A 17,936-nucleotide genomic window follows, 5' to 3' on the forward strand; every position below is an offset into this window, starting at 1 on the left:
GATGGCAAGAAAGGGAATGCTCTTCGATCTGGGAAAGTGCATCGCCTGCAGATCTTGCCAGGTGGCCTGTAAACAATGGAACGGGCTTCCGGCCGAGAAGACCACCTTCTTTGCAGCGAAGGGCGGATATCAGAATCCGTCGGCACTTTCCCCGCATACGTGGGCCCTGGTGAAGTTCTACGAGGCGAAGAAGGACGGCGCTATCAGGTGGCTCTTCAGGACGGAGACCTGTATGCAGTGCGTCGACCCGAGCTGCGTCAAGGCCTGCCCGGTGGAGCCGGTCAAGGCCATGACGCACATCAAGGAACTCGGGATCACCTACGTAAACCAGGAGCTGTGTGCCGGCTGCGGAGCCTGCGCCGAGTACTGTCCGTTTGACGTTCCCAAGATCGACGAACGGACGGAGAAATCCACCAAGTGCACCGGCTGTGCGGACCGCCAGGTCAACGGTTTGATACCGGCCTGCGCGGCCGCCTGCCCGACCGGGGCGCTGTACTTTGACGACTACGACAAGGTTCTCGAAGCGGCGCACCGGGCCAAGCAGAGGATGGAGGCGAAAGGCAAACAGCCGTGGATCTACGGCGAGAAAGAGCTGGGAACCGGCACGCACAAGGTTTGTGTGTTTCCGGAACCGCGCGAGATGTACCCGGACATCATCATGAATCCGAAGGTCTCGGAGGATCTCGGTTTCTTCCGCGAACTCATGAAACCCCTGGGCTCGGTGACCCTGACTGCCGCTCTGGTGGGGATGGTTATCGCCAGAGTCAGGGAATTCAGGGAAAAGCGGGAAGACTCTGCGGCAAAACGTGAGGAGGAGCTGACTACATGAACAAGCAGACTTTGGTTGTATTGGCGGCGACGCTCCTTGCGTTGCTGCTTTCGGGCGCCGCGCTGGCGGAGACGGCCGGCGTGCAGGTAGGGACCGGCACGTTGAAGCTGGGCGGCATTCTCCAGGCGGGTTACACGTATCACATGGAGGACCTCGAGGGCGAGGACGAGTTCAGCCTGAACCGGGCGCGGTTTCTGCTCTGGGGAGAAATCCTTCCGGGCAAGGTGAAGTACTTCGTTCAAACGGAAACCAAGGGCGCGCCCGCTATTCTCGACTACAAGGCGCAGTTATTCTATATCCGCAATACCGAGGTCACGGTCGGGCGGTTCCTGCCGAACTTCACCCTGTACATGCCGTACTCGACGGCCAAGCTGGAGATGATCAACTACCCGTTGACGACCCAGAAGTTCGCCGTGTGGCGGCAGGTCGGCGTACAGACAACGACCAAGACCGAGTACGTCGACTTCAACCTCGGTGTTTTCAACGGCGCGGACCAGCCGAACAACACGGGCGACAACAACGACTACAAGGACTTCCTGGTGAGAGCGGACATCAAACCGCCCTTGGAGCAGGGGGATGTCGTTTTTGGCGGGTACGCCTGGATCGGCATGTCCCTGCCGACGTACTACGACGCGGGAACTCTGACAACGACAACATACCCCGAGGAGTCCCTGCAACGGAACCGCTTCGGCGGTTTCGCCAAGGTGGATTACAAAGCGAGCGAGGACATCACCGCCAGGTTCAGGGGTGAGTTCCTGATGGCTTCTACAGAGGCGCTCACCGCCGCGGAGATCGACAGTGTGCAGGGCACCGATGCCCAGGCGTTTTTCGTGCACCTCGGCGTGCAGCCTCATCCCAGGTTTGAGTTGCTCGCGCGGTATGACTTCTACGACCCCAATACGGACGTGGAAAAGGACGACGAGTCGTGGCTGACCGGCGGCGTCAACTACTACCTGAGCAAGGGCAACGCCATGGTGTACCTGAACTACATCCACAAGATGGAGGGCGGCGGCGACGTCGACAACGACCTGGTGCTGGCCCAGGTGCAGATTGCGTTTTAGGAAGGAAAGTGCCCGATGAAAGTCAGAACGAAACTGATTCTTGGTGTTGTCCTTTTCGGGTCTATCTGGGGCGGGCTGGAGGCGACCGTGATATCCTCGATGGAAGGGACGGGTACGCTTATCCCGCGCTCCGTCGTGCTGGCGCTGGTGTCGCTGGCCGTGCTTTCGTATGCCCGCTTCGCTCTTCCCCGAAAGGGCAGCACCCTGCTCATTGGCCTGGTGGCGGTCGGGTTCAAGTTGCTCGGCCTGCCGATGCTCTTCGGGTGCCAGGCGGCGGCCGTGGTCGGCCAGGCGATAGTGCTGGAGGCTGCCTTCACGATGGCGCAGAACCGTGGCTGGCTGACCAGCCTTCCGGCCATGATGCTGGTGGTGCCGGTCGCAGGCGTGGCTAACGCCCTGCTGTTTTCGTTTTCGCAGGCCTACGTCTTTGCCAACCCGTGGTGGCTGGACCGGGGCGCTGTGGGGTGCCTGAGCTGGTCGTTTAGCAGCGGGGTACTGGCGGCCGCAGCCGGAGCCATCGGCTTCCTCGCCGCGCGCATGCTGGTGAAGCTGAGCCTGGCGTCGTATGTGCGGTTTGTCGAGTCTCACTCGCGCGCCTACGTACCGGCCGCGATTACGGTGTCTGCCTGCTGTTGGATAGCCGGTGCGCTGCTGTAAAGCGGACTTGCATTAGCACAAGTGAACGTGGGTAGCAATATGGATGACGCTGAGCAGGTCAAGGTGGTCGTAGACGGTAAGGAACTGGAAATAAACCAGTTCGTCTCGACCGTTGTCGGCAATGTCGTTTCCGGAGTGATATTGTCGCTAAAGCTCGATCACGAACCACAGACGATTGAGGTTACAGTAGTCAGGAAGTAAGGCAATTATACAACCCCTAAGCTTGACCGAGCCGGACGGCCTGCCGCGACAGCAACGGCCGTCCGGCCGACAGGGTCGGGAGGGAAACGTCCCGGCCTCCCGTGTTTGGAAAGGTCGTCATGCTGCCAGTACAGATATTTCCCCGTAATCATCGCTTACTGTCCGCTCGGTGCGGCCAGACCGCCCGCATGAGATTACACGTTTCGGACAACTCGGATTCACGACCGACTGAAGAGGGCCGCCGCGGTTCTCAGGGAGGGCGACGTGTTTTGTTGTGATAAGATCAGATTGATCCTGCTGCCGGCCCTGGTTTTTATCATTGCCGCCGGGTGCAGCAAGGACAGTGACGAAAACAACCCGCTGAATACAGCACCGCCCCGCGACGGCGCTCTCTGGGTGCATCTGGCCGACGATTCGGTTCGCGTGCCGTTTGCCGGCCTGCCGAGGATCGACGTTGACGGCGAGGAGGCGATTCTCCTGTCGGAGTTCATCGACACCAGTATCATCCCCATGTTTGAAGATAAGGGTGGGAAACTGTACGACGCGCGCATCCTGTATGCCTACGAGATCATGGGCGAGGACGGGTTTTCGCCGTCCGGCACAAGAGGCTATCCGGACAACGTGTGGGAACACCTGTCGCTGGGGTACATCCTGACGTCCGCGCAGCGCGTGGTGTTCCCGGACGACAAGATCGACCTGCCGGGCGGGTACAACGTGAAGGACGCCGCGCGGATCTACGTCCACCGCAAATTCGACGTCAAGGCCGTCGACACGATCGATTTCCGCGAGTGCCGGGACATGGTCACGGTCCAGGTGACCAATCCCGACGGTGACCCCGAGCAGGCCATCGCCCTGAAGGATCTGATCCTTCCGCTCGTGGCCGAACCGGGGAGTCACGCCTACAACCTGCGGACGCTCGATGATTTCGGCCCGTCGACGGACCTGACCTGGGAAGAGTTTCAGACCGGTTACTGGCTCCTGTCAAGCCAGAAAACCATGTTTACCGCGCCCGGTCTCACGGGGGGGAAATACAGGTTAAAGGTTCTGCACCGAATCCTGGTGAAGTAATGAAGGCGCGAACGGCGCTGCTGACGATATGCAGCCTCACGGTAATTGTGCTTGTCGCCCCGGCGTCCTCCCGGGCGCTCGATGAGACCGTCACGCCCGACACGGCCGACGTGTATGAGCTGGAAACGGTCGTCAGGGTAAAGGGCGCGGCTATCCACAGCCCGGTCGTCGTCACCGAACTGACACCCGAGGACATCGGCAGGAGGAACGTCGTAACCGTTGCCGACGTCTTGCGGAACGAACCGGGGTTGAGCATCACCCGGGGTGGCTCGAAGGCCGAGACGCAGACGAGGATTCGCGGCCTGCCGGCCAGGGATGTGCTGGTGCTGGTCGACGGCCGCCCCGTCAACCCGGGTTACTACGGCAAAGTGGACCTGTCGATGTTGTCAGTGGACAACGTGGCCAGGATCAGGGTGACGAGGGGACCGGCCTCGGTGGCGTACGGTGCCAACGGCATGGCCGGCGTGATAAACATCGTCACCAGCAACGGGCTGGAGAAACCGCGCACGGTCGTCAGGACCGAACTGGGCGATTACCAGTATCGTAAACTCACCGTCAACCACAGCCGGAGAGCCGGCCGATTCAACTACTGGATCTCGGGCTACGAGGATCACTCCAGGGGATATGTTCTCAGCGGCGATTTCGAGCCGAACAGTCTGGAAGACGGCGGCCTCAGGGACTACAGCTTCTATCACATGCTCGGCGTCAGCACCAAGCTGGGGTATCAGCCCGCCGAAAGCTCCCTGTACTCGCTGTCGCTCGGTTACCACTGGGCGCGACGTGACATCTCACCGTCGGTACATCCCTCCACTGCCGCGCCGCTTCGGTATTTCCCGGACTGGCAGCGCTTCAACGGGGCGGTGAGCGCACACTGGACCGTCAGCCCGGCGGCCGAACTCAAATCGGTAATCTTCGTCGATGCCCAGCATGACCGCCTGATAGAGTACACCGGCAGCGAAAAGCGCGAGGACCGGATCGCCTGGGATTCCCGGCTGGAGAACTGGACGGTGGGGGCCAGGATGGATGCCAAACTGCGCTCCTGGCGGAAGCATGAGGTTCACGCCGGTCTGGATGTCAAGCGTGACCTGATGAATAAGAAGCCCGACGTCGACGAACCGTGGATCTCCTGCCACACGTATCTGGGCACCGTGTTCCTGCAGGATATCTATCTACCATGGGACAACACGGAGATAACTCTCGGATCGGGATACAGCCTGTTCGCCAACCAGGACACTTCTTTAACGGACATGGTCTATACCGGCAGGCTGTCATGCATGGCCGGCCTGGTGCAGCGGCTGCCCGCCGGGTTGGAGGGTCATGCCGGCTATGCCCGCGCCGTTCGTTTTCCGACGCTTCACCACCTGTACAGCGAAAGCTCCGGCAATGACAGCCTCAAAGCTGAACAGGCCGACAAGTACGAGATCGGGCTGAGAAGCCGGTTTGGCATGGGGCAGAAGGACCGGTACTGTATGCTGTCACTGGCGTGGTTTCATAACGACGTGAAGAACCTCATCGACCGGGCGTCGAGGACCTTTCGCTTCAGGAACATCGGCCGGGCCCGGTCGCAGGGCTGGGAAATGTGGGTTCACGGTCAGTTTTCCCGGCGCCTCTCGGGTGGAGTGAGCTGGGCGCACCTGCTGAAGGCCGAAACTTCCGATGAGCTGCTCGACGAGCTGTCGCCGAACAAAGTCCGCTTTTACGTCTCGGTCGAGGCGGCATCCGGCACCGAACTGAACTACGAGCGAACGTATTTCGATGAACGCACCACGTTTGACGCGTACGTCATGCTCCCGGACTACGTGGTTCACAATGTCAACGTTACGCAAACGCTGCGGTATTCGCTGAAGCTGCGACTGGCCGTGAGCAACGTCACCGACGCCTGCTATGAAGAGGAACTCGGGTACCCGGCGCCCGGTCGGCAGGTCACCGTCGGACTCATATGGGGAGATTGACCGCGGCAGGATTCAGAGTGCGCGGCGTTTCACAGTCGCTCCAGGTGCCGCCGGTACTGCGCCACCATATCCTGATCGTTGAGGCTGACGAATGACAGCGCGTAGTCCGGTACGTCGGCAAACGTCGCTTCTTCGAGGTACCTGACGTTCACCTCCCCGAGAAGATCCGGTAGATAGCAGTTGTCCTGTGTGGCAAGTCGTTCTGCCGACGGCAGTATGGTCCGTCGGTAGACGGCGTGGAGCGGTTGCCTGATGCCGTCGATAAGCGGGATCAGTATGTCTTCATCGGCGGCCGCTTGCAGGACGGTTCGGATGGCCGCCGGTTTGATCAGCGGCATGTCGCAGCCACACACAAAAACAGCCGTCGAGGCGGACCGGAGAAGACCGTTGTAGATTCCGCCCAGTGCTCCTTTGCCCGCAACGGGGTCCGGGTGGCTGTCCAGGCCGAGTTCCCGCAGCCCGGCCGTGTCGCCTCCGGCGATGATGACCTCGTCGAATACCGTGCGGAGTGTGTCGTAGACTATTCGAATCATCGGTCTTCCGCCGATGTCGAAAGTGCACTTGTCCTGACCAAACCGCCGGCTCTGCCCGCCGGCCAGTATGACTGCTGTTCTTATGTTATCGCTCCCGTGTGTCATTCAGGTCACAGTTACCGGCCGTAAGCGGCCGAGGTTGTCCGCGATGTGCTGTCCCAGTTCCTGCTCCCGCCCGTAGTCAAAATGCGGCAGGGCGTAACCGAACAGATCGGTCCCGTAGGTGGCCAGAAGCTCCGAAGCGGGGACGACGCCTGAATCCGAATACCCCGGCCGGCACACTTCGACCTTCAGGCCCGGGTTAGATTTCAGGCCTTCCACGAGCACGAGATCCACGTGACGGTAAAACAGGCGGATGATGTCGTCCATGTTGGCCGGAGTGATATCGGCCCGGTTGAAATTGAAAGCAAACGAGCCGGTTCCGATTATGCCGGTGACGTCACTGCCGGCTTCCATGTGCCGGTACGTGTCCTTGCCTTCGGTGTCCCAGTTGAAACGGTCGTGTTCGGTGTGTTTCAGAGTCCCGACCTGTATATCCAGCGCCTTGAGGACCGGCACGATCAGCTCGGCAAAGCGGGTCTTACCCGAGTTCTTGCAGCCGACGACGTGGAGGATTCTCGTCATGTCGCGGCTCACGGCGTTATCCGATCCACCCGGCCCAGAACGACCCGGTCCGGTCGGTTCAAGCGACCGACCACTGCGATCCCCGCGGCAGCGGCAATTTCAGCCGCCAGTGTCGTCACCGACCTCTGTGACGTGACCACGGGCACCCCGGCCCGCGCCGATTTCAATACCATGTCCGATGAAACGCGGCCGGAGGTAGCCAGAATCGCCGCGCCAAAATCGACGCCGTGGAGCAGGCCGGCTCCGATTGCTTTGTCGACGGCGTTGTGCCGTCCGACGTCGAACCCCATGGGCCAGGCCGACGGATCGTCTCCCGTCACGAGTGCCGCACAGTGCACGCCCGGACCTCCGCCCCGCGATGCCAGTTCCCTGAACATCATCGACATGATACCCGGCAGCCGCCCGGCGCTGATCGTGAGAGGCGAAGTCAAGGGGACGAGGTCCCTGAGGTATTGCGATGACTCGATCCGGCCGCCGCCGCAGCCCGTCGGCGTGACCAGAGAAGCCGGGGAAGGTTGTGACGGCACCGGCGTGGAGAGACAAACGCTGATATCCGGACTGCCGTCGCAGGAGGCCACCCCGAGCGTGTCGATCTGGTCAGGACCGTCTATATACTCCTGGCAGAACAGCCAGCCGACGGCGAATTCCTTGAGGTCGCGCGGCGTGCACAGAAGATGCGAGAAGAACCGGCCGTTTAGAAACAGCCGGACCATTTTTTCCTCGGGCAACTGGCCTTTCTGAATCACGCCGAATTCTCCATTGTGGGGCATGATGCGACGGTACCGGAGCGGCAGAACGTCATCGGGCCTATGATACGACCTTACCCTCGGTCCGTCAAGGCGAGATCAATGACGGGGTAAATCGACTTGTCCTGGTGGTTCTTGCCCGCGTCAGGTCGACGGCCGTTCGGCAGGCAGGGTGAAAAACGACCTGAAACAAAACAGGAACCACAGGGCCAGGGGCAGGAAGGGATCGACTATCCGCCGGTTGAACTCGAGCGCCCACATCCAGAACCAGTGCCAGTTGTAGCTGTAGCTGACATACCTCGCGTAGTCCTGCTGAAGATCTTTAACCAAAATCCAGCGCGTGTTCTTGGCGAAAATGAACAGGTCGCATATGTGCCACAGAACAATCAACAGCGGCGCGATTAACAGGAAGCGCCACCGTGCGGGAGGTTTGATGAAAACGACGGTGGCCAGGAAAAGCGCCGCCCACAGGCTCAGGTTGTACGAGACGGTGTCCGTCGGCCTGTTGCCGGGCAACTCAAACATCTGGTCGCGGCCGTACGCTCCGCCCACGGTTATCCGGGCCGCAACTACGAAGTCGCCGCGGTCGACGGTGATACGGTAGGACGTGTCCGCCGACTCAAACGCATTGGTGACGGTCTGCGAGACGGACGCCAGAAAGCGGCTGTAGGCCGGCAGTGCTTTCCCCCAGAGCCACCCCACGGGTATGTAGAGTACCAGGAAGATGACCAGAACGAGTATGATCTTAACCGGTCTTGACAAATTTCTCATACCACAGGTACCAGAACGCGGCACCGAGCGCGATTATGACGAACTCCCACACGTACAGGTGCATGGTGTCAAACAGGAACGCGGAGGATGTGCCCGCATACCAGAGGGTGAGGATACGGACGTAGTTGAGGAACATGATCAGTATGACGGCCAGTGTCAGGCCGATCAGTTTCGGACGCCAGCGGGCGGGAAAGGCGATAATACCGGCCAGCACGATGGCCAGCGCGTAGATGCCGTTGCAGCCCTCCGCGATGTTGACGCCGAACTCCGGGCTGTGAACCGACGTGCCGCCGGAAACAACGCCGTTGTCTCCCATCAGCCTGAGAAACGCAGCCGAGGACCAGGCAAGGAACTCGTTGAGCGGCATGATTACTTTGAAGTATACGGCCGGTATCATGAGGATACTGAAAATGACCACCAGCGTCAGGCCGAACCAGAGGTATATCCGAAACAGCGGCCAGTTGGCCTTTATGATGTGCCGGAGCCGCCCGGGGGACGGGCGTGGTTTCGGCCTTCGTTTCCTCTTTGCCATGCCGCCTTTCCCGGTGTGCCGCGTAGAACGTGCCATAGGCAATTAACGCACCATAAAGCCTGCACACAAGAGGTCAGAGACAGGCCGTCCGGATATGGGGAATCCGGGCGACCCGACGGGCCACCCGGATTTCCTGTTTAACAAGGCAGACAAGACACGGCACACCGGCGGTCAGTCTCCCGGAGTGATCCACAGGTGGGCCATGTATGCCAGCATTGTGGCGCTTATGAGTGTCCCGACGACGTCACGCAGGGGCACGGAACTGGAAACCAGAAAAGCTATGGCCAGCCCTATGACGGCCAGGCCCAGCGTAACCGCCAGCACCTTCCAGAAGACGTCGGGAACAAACAGCCGACCGTACATGGCTATGCGTTCGCCTTAGCTATGACCGTCCGGCGCTGCCTGACCACCACCGTGATGACGGTCAGGACGAGCAGCGCGAAAATGATCAACCCCCACTCGGAGAGGGTGGGGATGGGGGCCAGGTCCGGCAAGGTGAGCCCCACGCGTGGGCCGGCTGCCCCGTCCTCGAGACCGAACGTGATAGTGGCTGGGGAGGAAAGCAACCACGCGTTGGTGGCATTCTCCCAGTCCAGTGCGACGACAGTATCCTCGACCCTGGTCACGACAAAGCCTGCACTCGTAAGCGAGTCCTCCAGCATGGTCGCCGCCTCTGTTGGTGTGGCACCCGAAGCGAGGGTGGCCGTAACGGTATGCTCATTCAACGTGAGCACGAGGGTGCCCGGATCCGTGACATCAGCATTCGGCAGGGCGCAAACCCACTCGAATATCCTCTCGCCCGGTATTGCCTCGGATACTGCAAAGCTAGCGTCGACGTACGTGTCGTAATCGAGCTGGTTGTCCTCTATGTCGACCATACTGATGGGGTCTTTAGGTTCCGTGCGGCCCGTGATGTTGATGGCGTTGTCGCCATTGGCTTCAGCCTCCCAGCCCTCGTCCGTCAGATCCGTGAGGATCAGGTTTCGGGCCTGCTCCTCGGTCAGTCCCTGAACATAATGGATCACATTGTATGTTGTCCCGTCTTCGCTTACCGCTGTCACGGTTATCGTCATCCCTTCCGGAGCTACTTCGCCATAGAAGTGCAGGCTATAGCTGCCGGTCTTGGCTTCAGCCTGCTGGGAAAGCGCGGTGAAACTGGCAAACAACAGGGCGACAAAGACAACAAGTATCCAGAGAGTTCGATTCCCGTTTTGTCCATGCCTCATAAGAATATTCTCCTCTGTGTATCCCCGGTCGACGAGACGCGCCGGGAACACATCGGTTTAATTGCTAAACGTTGTTACATTAGCAGTCGAAGCTTCAGCCGGCGAGCGGAGGCCCGCGAGGTTGCAAGGGCAACAGATATTGGTTTCGCAAACACGCGGGCATATCTGTTTCCGGCAGGCGTGGAGCCACTGCGCAGCCTTTCAGCAGGCGCAACGCGGCACCCCTCACACATATTGCCTCGGCCAGTGAAAGCAGGAGCGCGTTGACGTAGACGATCAGGAAGGCCACAAAGCCGTACCCGAGCGAGCCTGCGACCATCTGCAAAAACCGGTTGTGGCCATGCTCTACCGGAACCAACCCGTGGCTTAAACCAGCCGGCTCAAGCGCCAGCACAACAACTATCCAGCCGAGCGCTATGGCCAGCGGGCTGAACCCGAAACGACGTGTGAAGAACGCCCCCAAATATGTGTACACGGCCGGGATCGTCGTCAGCATGACAAAACCTGTCAGCGACGGAGAAATCACGGTGTTGTCAAACAGCGTGGAGAAGAGAAAGAGGCTGCTACCCCAGACGGCGCCGCAGTAACCGGCCTTGCGCGGACGCAGAAATCTGACCGCGATTACCAAAGGAGCGAAACTGATCCAGGCCAGCCACGGATGCGCAGGAGATGCGACGGCAAGAGCCATCGTACATCCACCTGCCACCGCTGGCAGGTAGCGCACGGCCCTGAAGACGAACTTAATAGATAACTGTACCCTTGCCCTGTCGGCAGCGACAGTCACACCCAACTCCCCCCGACAAACAAAGACCTTAGTGGGAAGGCCCCAGGATCGGATTATGCCGCAACGAAGCTTACATTCGTCCGGCTATGGTGCGCTCAGTGTGCTGATGTAGGGTGTGTAGCGAGATGAAAGTCGAAAGTGCTGGATCTCGAATTATCTATAACATATCGCGGGTCGTGTGTCAAGGGAATAGTGCAAACATCACTATTCTTGTCGTTTTTGACTTCTACAGGTGTGAATGCGGCTTTTAAGAACGTGATGCAGGACGTATCATCCGAGCATTACATCTCGCCCCACGTGTTGACGTCGCGGACCACGCGGCTGCGGTGGCCTTCCTTTGAATTCAGTTCGATATAGTTGTAGACAGCGATATCCCAATCGACGAAATCCCTGACGTTGGTGACTTCGCGGGCCACGATGGCGGCCTTGCGAAGTTCGCCGATCTCTTCCTCGATATCGGCACACCCCGCGGCCAGCCATTCGGGCTTGCCCGTTTCCATGCAGATGGTGGCGACAATGTAGCGGTCGATATAGCGTGCCTCTGAAAACATCTGCTGGTCACGTAACATCTTGACCGCTCTCTCGACCAGGTGCACGAGGTTCAGGCGGTAGTCCAGTGAAGCTTTGAAGCTCACCAGGTACTGCCCGCTATCCAGGCGTTGCACGGTCACGTCCCGGATAGGGTCGAAAAGGTCGCGGGTGGCGGCAATCGCGGCGTTCGGGTCAGAGGCGTGCAGGCAAGCGCGCCCCTCGTTCTTGCAGAACTCCAGGACTGCCTCGGTGTATCTGAATCTGTGGATCATGGTTACTCCCGGATTATCGGTAGAGACGGCCCGGGGCTTGAAGGCCGGCGGTAATCTTACTCGCTGTCAGGCTGGTAATACCAGTGCCATGATTCCCAGTGCAGGGAATCGGCGGCGGACTCAGGAAAGGTCTGGCGGAAACCGAAGCCGGCGGCGTGCTCGGCCAGCCAGGTAAAGCCGGCGGTCCCGGCAAACAACGCCTCGCTGGGTACCAGGTCGACCGCGCGGCCGGTGTGATGCTCCGAATAGCCGGCGGGGGCGACCATGGAGAGAATATGCTCTATCGTTTGCCCGCCGCGGAGCCGTTCGAGGATTATCCGCTCCTGGAACTTAAGTGAGCGATACCCTGAGTCGGTCAGAAGCTGAATGCTGTCACCTTTCGCCGCCCGCGCCATGCTGACAAAGGCGTCCCGGGCATCCGGGCGGAGGTATATACGGTAGTCCTCGTACGTAAACTCATCCGGCAGTCGAACAAGTTCGGTATCGACGGCAATCCGGGTCGAATCGAGCCGTTTGCCGCACCAGCGCGCGGGAACCGCGTAGTCGTTCTTGCCGATGGTCACCGTCTCGGCGCAGTCTCCCGCCGGTGCCGGCCCGGGGAAAAACAAGAACAGCACGGAGAGAAGGCCGCCGGCTGCCAGTGCCGAACCGACCTGGAGGAATGCCGAGAGTTTGATGCGGGAGCGCACTGTCAGCCCGTGTACCGGAGGTTGCTGCCGGAGCAGGTCAGTATCGCGGTATCGGAATCCAGAGAGGCCGCGAGGACCTCGGCGATAAAGAGAGTGTGATTGCCGCACGGCACCCGGTTGACGATTTTGCAGTCCAGGTACCCCGTGGCGCCTTTCAGCAGCGGCGACGAAGTAGCCGGTGAATCCTCGACGCTGGTGGCCTTGAGTTTCTCGTAGCCGGATTCCGCCGGGCCGTAGAAGGTCTTCGCGAACGCCTCCTGACCTTGAGCGATCAGGTGGACAACAAAGCCGTCGATATCCCTGAGCAGCCGCGCCGACTGGTGCTTGTCATGGATGGCCAGGGCGACCATCGGAGGTTCGGAACTGACCTGCGTCAGCCAGCTCGCGGTGAAAGCGTTTCCCTGTGAGCCCTTGCCCAGAGTAACCACATATACACCGTATTCCAGCTTCTTCAGGACTTTCTGAATCTCTTTGGACATAACGGAGTCCTTTCTTGGCGTGTGACAATTGCGCGGGGAACGATAGTACAGTCGGTCGGGCGGCGCAATGTTTATCGGCCGGCCGTAAGACGAGCGCACTCAGAACGTTGCGATACCTGATAGGTTTGCGATGGTCGGACACCGGTCAAGGCCGCTGTAATTGTAAATGCAGCAACAGATTAAGAGGCAACCGGCAATCCTTTTTTAGTTGCCTGTCGGCGAGTGATTTAGTAAATTGAAAGCTTAGGTTGCATTAACAGCAGTTCATTGATTCAAGGAAATGTTTTCCTATGGCGATTGAGCGAGAAAAAATAGAGACGGTCTTCCTCGAAGAGGAAATGAAATCGTCGTACCTCGATTACTCCATGTCGGTCATCACCAACCGCGCCCTTCCGGACATACGTGACGGCATGAAGCCGTCCAATCGGCGCATCCTTGTGGCGATGAACGATCTGCACCTCAATCCCGGCCGGCCCCACCGCAAATGCGCGAAAATCGCCGGCGATACCTCGGGCAACTACCACCCGCACGGTGAGCAGGTCGTTTATCCGACGCTGGTGCGCATGGCCCAGGATTTCAACATGCGCTACCCGCTGGTCGACGGACAGGGGAATTTCGGGTCGATAGACGGAGACGATGCCGCGGCCATGCGGTATACGGAGGCGCGCCTGACACCCATCGCCGTCGAGATACTGGCTGATCTCGACAAAGAGACGGTCAACCTGATAGCGAACTATGACGCCACCTTACGGGAGCCTACGGTGCTTCCGGGCAAGTTCCCCAACCTGATCTGTAACGGCAGTTCCGGGATTGCGGTGGGCATGGCTACAAACATGCCGCCGCACAACCTCAGGGAGATCAGCCGGGCCATACTGCACGTGATTGACAACCCGGATTGCACGGTGGACGACCTGCTGGAACTGGTACCGGGTCCGGATTTCCCGACCGGCGGAATCATCAACGGCCGCGAGGGTATTCGTGAAGCCTACAGCACGGGAAAGGGGCACATCCCGGTCAGGGCCAAGGCGGTCGTCGAACGCATGCGCAACGGCAAGGAAGCGATTGTCGTCGCCGAGATTCCCTTTCAGGTCAACAAGGCGAACCTGCTCGAAAAGATAGCCGATCTCGTGCGGGACAGGCACATCGAGGGTATCTCCGACCTGCGTGACGAGTCCGACCGCGACGGCATGCGCATCGTGGTTGAGCTCAGGCGCGAAGTGCCGGCCGAGATCGTGCTGAACCAGTTGTACGCGCGTACGACCATGCAGGTGACGTTTTCGGTGATGATGCTCGGACTGGATCACGGCATTCCGAAGCTCATGACGCTAAAAGAACTGGTCCAGGCGTTTGTGGATCACCGGCACGAAGTGGTGGTCCGCCGCACCGAATACGATCTGCAAAAGGCGGAGGATCGTGCGCACATTCTCGAGGGTTACAAGATCGCCCTGGACAACATCGATGCCGTCATCAGTCTGATCAAGAAGTCAAAGGACACGCCCACGGCCCGAGAAGGCCTGATGGCGAATTTCAAGCTTTCCGAGAAGCAGGCGACGGCCATCCTGGAAATGCGGCTGCAACGCCTGACCGGCCTGGAGCGCCAGAAAATCGAGGATGAGTACCTGGGACTGCTCAAGAAGATCAGCGAGTACAAGGCGATCCTTGACTCCAGGCAACTGCGCCTGGAAATCATCAAGGACGAGACCGTGGAGCTGGAGAAAAAGTACGGCGACGACCGGCGCACCGAGATCCAGGAGGCGGCCGAGGAACTGACGGTGGAGGACCTGATCGCCGAAGAGGAGATGGTTATCACCATTTCGCACCTCGGTTACGTCAAGCGGTTGTCCGTTTCGGCCTACCGCAAACAGCACCGCGGCGGCAAAGGCGTCATCGGTATTGCCCCCAAGGAGGAGGACTTCGCAGAGCACCTGTTTATCGCCTCCACCCACGACTATATCCTGTTTTTCTCGAACCGGGGTCGATGCTACTGGATCAAGGTGCATGAAATCCCGGTGGGCGGCAAACTGGCCAAGGGCAAGCCGGTCGTCAACCTGTGCGGGATGGAGAAAGGCGAGACGATTGCGGCGTTCTGCCGGGTGCGCGAGTTCAGCGACGACAGGTTTGTCGTCATGGCGACCAGGAAGGGGATAATCAAGAAAACCGCTCTCTCGACGTTCAGCAATCCGCGCAAGGCCGGTATCAACGCCATAAACATCAGCGAAAACGGCGACGAGCTGATCGACGCCGCCGTATCGGACGGCACCTGTGAGATCGTCCTGGCCACCCGCAAGGGGATGGCCATCCGCTTCCCGGAGGACAAAGTCCGGTCCATGGGCCGCACGGCTTACGGCGTGAAGGGGATCAACCTGGGCAAGGGTGACTACTGCGTCGGTATGGTCGTTGTCCGCCGTGACAGCACGCTGCTGGTGGTCACCGAGAACGGTTACGGCAAGCGAACCTCCATACAGGATTACCGCATGACCAACCGCGGTGGCAAGGGCGTGATCAACGTCAAGGCCTCGGACCGTAACGGTGAGGTGGTGGCCATCATGGAAGTGCTCGACCAGGACGAGTTGATCCTGATCACACGTCAGGGCATCGCCAACCGCCAGGCGGTCAAGGATATCACGGTCATCGGCCGCAACACGCAGGGCGTACGCCTGATTTCGCTGCATACCGGCGACATCGTCACCGACGTCGCACGGGTGGTGAAGGAGGAATAACAGATCCGCTGAAGCGGGGGAGGTTTTATGGGGGAAAACCAGGAGGAAAAGGAAGTGCGGTTTCTAGCGGACGTTCCGCTGGAATCGCTCGACGACGATCTGCTGGGGTGGGGGCGGCTTGCTGATAATGTAGTAGATGCTCTGCTATTGAACAGCGGTAAGAAGGGCTATGTGGTCGGGATAAAGGGGAGTTGGGGTTCAGGGAAAACCACGTTTCTGAATTTCGTCCGTCTGATATTTGACAAGCTCTCCACGGAGAAGGGCATAATCGTCTTTCGGTATAACCCCTGGCTGTATGCCAACGAATGCCAACTGCCGAACTTCTTCACTGAGCTGGGTAAAGTTATATGGTGGCAGACCGCTGAAGGAAAACAGAAGGTGGCCGGTGAGTTGGCGGGGCGGCTCGAAAAGTACGCGTTGTACGCGCGTTCTTTAGAAGGAACGGGCGTTGGCCTGACACCGGTCGGGGAGAAGCTGTCCCGGGTGCGTCGGCTTTTCGAAATGATGGCCATGTGGCTTCGGAAGCGGGCGGGCCAGAACGGACGACCCCTGCTTGAGCTTAAGAAGGAAATACAGAAACGTTTGGATGATCTGGCGAAGACGGTAGTAGTGCTGATAGACGATGTCGACCGCCTTCCGCCACAAGATATTTGCGACGTGTTTCAAGTAGTGAAGAACAATGGTGATTTCAGGGGTCTGTCATACGTGCTCGCGTATGATGAGGCAGTGGTGAGAGCAGCACTGAAAAGGGAGTATTGTCAGGAATACGAGAGCTTCATTGAAAAGATAGTGCAGATTGAATTTGCGCTTCCGCCGCCCGACAGAGTCGTTTTAGGAGAGTATTTCACGTCCACGCTTGACACGGTACTGGAGCGCCTTCCGGCGACGGCCGAACAATACTGGTCGGAGCAACGCTGGTCGAACTGCTATTTGCAGTACATCCGGCATTTTGTCACGAGCTTTCGCGACGTGAAGCGGATTGTGAATGGGATCTGTCTTAACGCAAATCTCGTCTGCCGTGACAATACCGTCGAAGTAAACCCGCTGGATTTTGTAGCCGTGGAAACCATCAGTGTATGCTTCCCTGACGTGTACGATTTTATCCGCCGGAATAAAGGTATTTTTGTCTATGTCGATGATCCAACGGACCCATTTGGCGTTCCGCGAAAGGAAGACAAACTTGCGCGAAAGGCGCTCGATGACACTTTAGACCGTGTAGAAACCAAGTACCGTCCTCTTCTCGATGGGCTGCTGAGGGATCTGTTTCCGCAGCTTCAGCATTGTGACGATGATTGGAGTCCGGATACAGCGTCTGAGCAGGAATGGCTTCGTGACCTGCGGGTTTGTTCCGCGAAAATCTTCGACCGATACTTCTTGTACGCAAACTATGTGGGTGACATACCAAATGCAGACGTGCAGTTCCTTATCGCCAATCTCGGGCACGTGAGCGGTTGCCGCACAGCGGTTGAATCGCTTGCGAAATACTATTACACTCCCGGGCTGCGACGGCTGCTTGAGCACCTCGAGGCGGCGATGCCTATGGTCGTGTCCGCCGGGACAAATCCTTCCAACATAGTAGCCTTCCTTTTCGACGTAAGTGATTATCTACCCCGGGACGAAGGGGTAATGGGGGGAATCCCCATACGTTTTTGGCTAACGAATTTGGTTACACAACTCGTTGCTGGTTCCAGCGATGAAGCGAGGGCTTACCTGCTACAGCAGGCTTTCGCGCAATCCGAGGGTGTGTTTGGACCACTGGCCGTGTTTGCTGTTGCTGCCGTGGAGGCAGAAAAGCAAACTGGACAGCAAGCCTTGGCCCCCGCAAACTCGCAAGGGATCCTCTGTCGGCAAGCTGCTGAGCGTGCCCTGGCCTGGATGAAAGCCGGGGCCCCCCTTGAACATCGGCATCTTGTCTTCATACTCAGGGTCGCAAAAGATTTTTCGGAACCCAAAGAGTTTGAATTCTCCCTCCGTGGTATGCTTGAAGATGACATCAACTTCCAACGCTTTGTGACGCGGTACCTTGTGCGTTCGGAGAGCGTCGCCATAGGGCAAATTGCTGGGAAGGTGGACTACCGATACGATTTCCCTGCGCTGGAGTATATTACCGATCTGGGTGCTATTCGCCGGCGCATGCGTACGACTCTTTTGGCTCCAGATGCGCCCGATGAAGTCAAGCTGGCGTTCGACGTTTTCCTACGGGACTTTGACCGGTATGTACATGACCCAAAGCCTTGGAAGCGGACTCGTCTCTAGGCCAC

The 17,936-nt window shown here is 58.9% G+C and carries 19 protein-coding genes and 1 riboswitch; of the genes, 8 read left to right on the top strand and 11 right to left on the bottom strand.

Going from position 1 to position 17,936, the window contains the following annotated elements; translation table 11 throughout:
• The first annotated feature begins 1 nt into the window (after position 1).
• The 6 genes from VMY05_01970 (at position 2) to VMY05_01995 (ending at position 5,768) form a co-directional block, all read left to right on the top strand.
• Positions 2-829 (top strand): 4Fe-4S dicluster domain-containing protein, encoded by an 828-nt coding sequence (locus VMY05_01970; GenBank protein ID HUV29848.1) that lies wholly within the window; start codon positions 2-4, stop codon positions 827-829.
• Positions 826-1,890 (top strand): porin, encoded by a 1,065-nt coding sequence (locus tag VMY05_01975; protein HUV29849.1) that lies wholly within the window; start codon positions 826-828, stop codon positions 1,888-1,890. Before VMY05_01970 ends, VMY05_01975 begins: the two co-directional genes overlap by 4 nt.
• Before the next feature lie 15 nt (positions 1,891-1,905).
• Complete coding sequence (locus VMY05_01980) at positions 1,906-2,547, top strand: hypothetical protein (protein ID HUV29850.1); 642 nt, start codon at positions 1,906-1,908, stop codon at positions 2,545-2,547.
• A gap of 39 nt (positions 2,548-2,586) precedes the next feature.
• The gene (locus VMY05_01985; GenBank protein HUV29851.1) at positions 2,587-2,748 is read left to right on the top strand and encodes a hypothetical protein; all 162 of its coding nucleotides are present in this window, start codon (positions 2,587-2,589) and stop codon (positions 2,746-2,748) included.
• A gap of 12 nt (positions 2,749-2,760) precedes the next feature.
• A riboswitch (molybdenum cofactor riboswitch) is annotated at positions 2,761-2,880 on the top strand.
• A gap of 132 nt (positions 2,881-3,012) precedes the next feature.
• On the top strand, positions 3,013-3,816 hold the full coding sequence (locus VMY05_01990) for a hypothetical protein (protein HUV29852.1): 804 nt from the start codon (positions 3,013-3,015) through the stop codon (positions 3,814-3,816).
• Entirely contained in the window at positions 3,816-5,768 is a 1,953-nt protein-coding gene (locus VMY05_01995; GenBank protein HUV29853.1) for a TonB-dependent receptor, read from the top strand. Before VMY05_01990 ends, VMY05_01995 begins: the two co-directional genes overlap by 1 nt.
• 29 nt (positions 5,769-5,797) lie before the next feature.
• On the opposite strand, the gene VMY05_02000 is transcribed toward VMY05_01995, so the two are convergent.
• From VMY05_02000 to VMY05_02050, 11 genes are all read right to left on the bottom strand, one after another.
• Positions 5,798-6,406, bottom strand: a complete 609-nt coding sequence (locus VMY05_02000; protein ID HUV29854.1) for a molybdenum cofactor guanylyltransferase — start codon at positions 6,404-6,406, stop codon at positions 5,798-5,800.
• Entirely contained in the window at positions 6,407-6,925 is a 519-nt protein-coding gene (gene mobB / locus VMY05_02005) for a molybdopterin-guanine dinucleotide biosynthesis protein B (GenBank protein HUV29855.1), read from the bottom strand.
• 8 nt (positions 6,926-6,933) lie between these two features.
• On the bottom strand, positions 6,934-7,671 hold the full coding sequence (locus tag VMY05_02010) for a formate dehydrogenase accessory sulfurtransferase FdhD (protein HUV29856.1): 738 nt from the start codon (positions 7,669-7,671) through the stop codon (positions 6,934-6,936).
• 144 nt (positions 7,672-7,815) lie between these two features.
• A complete protein-coding gene (locus VMY05_02015) occupies positions 7,816-8,433 on the bottom strand; it encodes a hypothetical protein (protein ID HUV29857.1) in 618 nt (205 codons plus the stop codon).
• Complete coding sequence (gene xrtH / locus VMY05_02020; protein HUV29858.1) at positions 8,417-8,974, bottom strand: exosortase H; 558 nt, start codon at positions 8,972-8,974, stop codon at positions 8,417-8,419. Before xrtH ends, VMY05_02015 begins: the two co-directional genes overlap by 17 nt.
• Positions 8,975-9,145: 171 nt before the next feature.
• Positions 9,146-9,337, bottom strand: coding sequence for a hypothetical protein (locus VMY05_02025; GenBank protein ID HUV29859.1), 192 nt, complete (start codon positions 9,335-9,337; stop codon positions 9,146-9,148).
• Positions 9,338-9,339: 2 nt separating this feature from the next.
• A complete protein-coding gene (locus tag VMY05_02030) occupies positions 9,340-10,200 on the bottom strand; it encodes an IPTL-CTERM sorting domain-containing protein (GenBank protein ID HUV29860.1) in 861 nt (286 codons plus the stop codon).
• Between the two features lie 94 nt (positions 10,201-10,294).
• On the bottom strand, positions 10,295-10,888 hold the full coding sequence (locus tag VMY05_02035; protein ID HUV29861.1) for a hypothetical protein: 594 nt from the start codon (positions 10,886-10,888) through the stop codon (positions 10,295-10,297).
• A gap of 377 nt (positions 10,889-11,265) precedes the next feature.
• Positions 11,266-11,787: a hypothetical protein gene (locus tag VMY05_02040; protein ID HUV29862.1), complete on the bottom strand. Its 522-nt coding sequence runs from the start codon at positions 11,785-11,787 to the stop codon at positions 11,266-11,268.
• A 56-nt stretch (positions 11,788-11,843) separates the two neighbouring features.
• Positions 11,844-12,476, bottom strand: coding sequence for a M15 family metallopeptidase (locus VMY05_02045; protein HUV29863.1), 633 nt, complete (start codon positions 12,474-12,476; stop codon positions 11,844-11,846).
• A 2-nt stretch (positions 12,477-12,478) separates the two neighbouring features.
• Positions 12,479-12,955: a flavin reductase family protein gene (locus tag VMY05_02050; GenBank protein ID HUV29864.1), complete on the bottom strand. Its 477-nt coding sequence runs from the start codon at positions 12,953-12,955 to the stop codon at positions 12,479-12,481.
• Between the two features lie 290 nt (positions 12,956-13,245).
• On the opposite strand from VMY05_02050, the gene gyrA reads away from it, so the two are divergent.
• Together gyrA and VMY05_02060 are read left to right on the top strand one after the other, a co-directional pair.
• The gene (gyrA, locus tag VMY05_02055; GenBank protein HUV29865.1) at positions 13,246-15,675 is read left to right on the top strand and encodes a DNA gyrase subunit A; all 2,430 of its coding nucleotides are present in this window, start codon (positions 13,246-13,248) and stop codon (positions 15,673-15,675) included.
• 27 nt (positions 15,676-15,702) lie between these two features.
• Positions 15,703-17,931, top strand: a complete 2,229-nt coding sequence (locus tag VMY05_02060; protein HUV29866.1) for a P-loop NTPase fold protein — start codon at positions 15,703-15,705, stop codon at positions 17,929-17,931.
• Positions 17,932-17,936 lie beyond the last annotated feature (5 nt).

The organism is Acidobacteriota bacterium, from assembly GCA_035529075.1.
GTDB lineage: Bacteria > Zixibacteria > MSB-5A5 > GN15 > FEB-12 > DATKXK01.

What these genes read in the sequence shown, in the direction of transcription:
- gyrA (HUV29865.1), top strand. Translation starts at nt 13,246, where the DNA reads ATGGCGATTGAGCGAGAAAAAATAGAGACGGTCTTCCTCGAAGAGGAA.
- VMY05_01970 (HUV29848.1), top strand. Translation starts at nt 2, where the DNA reads ATGGCAAGAAAGGGAATGCTCTTCGATCTGGGAAAGTGCATCGCCTGC.
- VMY05_02040 (HUV29862.1), bottom strand. Translation starts at nt 11,787, where the DNA reads ATGATCCACAGATTCAGATACACCGAGGCAGTCCTGGAGTTCTGCAAG.
- VMY05_02030 (HUV29860.1), bottom strand. Translation starts at nt 10,200, where the DNA reads ATGAGGCATGGACAAAACGGGAATCGAACTCTCTGGATACTTGTTGTC.
- VMY05_01980 (HUV29850.1), top strand. Translation starts at nt 1,906, where the DNA reads ATGAAAGTCAGAACGAAACTGATTCTTGGTGTTGTCCTTTTCGGGTCT.
- VMY05_02025 (HUV29859.1), bottom strand. Translation starts at nt 9,337, where the DNA reads ATGTACGGTCGGCTGTTTGTTCCCGACGTCTTCTGGAAGGTGCTGGCG.
- VMY05_01985 (HUV29851.1), top strand. Translation starts at nt 2,587, where the DNA reads ATGGATGACGCTGAGCAGGTCAAGGTGGTCGTAGACGGTAAGGAACTG.
- VMY05_01995 (HUV29853.1), top strand. Translation starts at nt 3,816, where the DNA reads ATGAAGGCGCGAACGGCGCTGCTGACGATATGCAGCCTCACGGTAATT.
- mobB (HUV29855.1), bottom strand. Translation starts at nt 6,925, where the DNA reads ATGACGAGAATCCTCCACGTCGTCGGCTGCAAGAACTCGGGTAAGACC.
- VMY05_02050 (HUV29864.1), bottom strand. Translation starts at nt 12,955, where the DNA reads ATGTCCAAAGAGATTCAGAAAGTCCTGAAGAAGCTGGAATACGGTGTA.
- xrtH (HUV29858.1), bottom strand. Translation starts at nt 8,974, where the DNA reads ATGGCAAAGAGGAAACGAAGGCCGAAACCACGCCCGTCCCCCGGGCGG.
- VMY05_02060 (HUV29866.1), top strand. Translation starts at nt 15,703, where the DNA reads ATGGGGGAAAACCAGGAGGAAAAGGAAGTGCGGTTTCTAGCGGACGTT.
- VMY05_01975 (HUV29849.1), top strand. Translation starts at nt 826, where the DNA reads ATGAACAAGCAGACTTTGGTTGTATTGGCGGCGACGCTCCTTGCGTTG.
- VMY05_02035 (HUV29861.1), bottom strand. Translation starts at nt 10,888, where the DNA reads ATGGCTCTTGCCGTCGCATCTCCTGCGCATCCGTGGCTGGCCTGGATC.
- VMY05_02000 (HUV29854.1), bottom strand. Translation starts at nt 6,406, where the DNA reads ATGACACACGGGAGCGATAACATAAGAACAGCAGTCATACTGGCCGGC.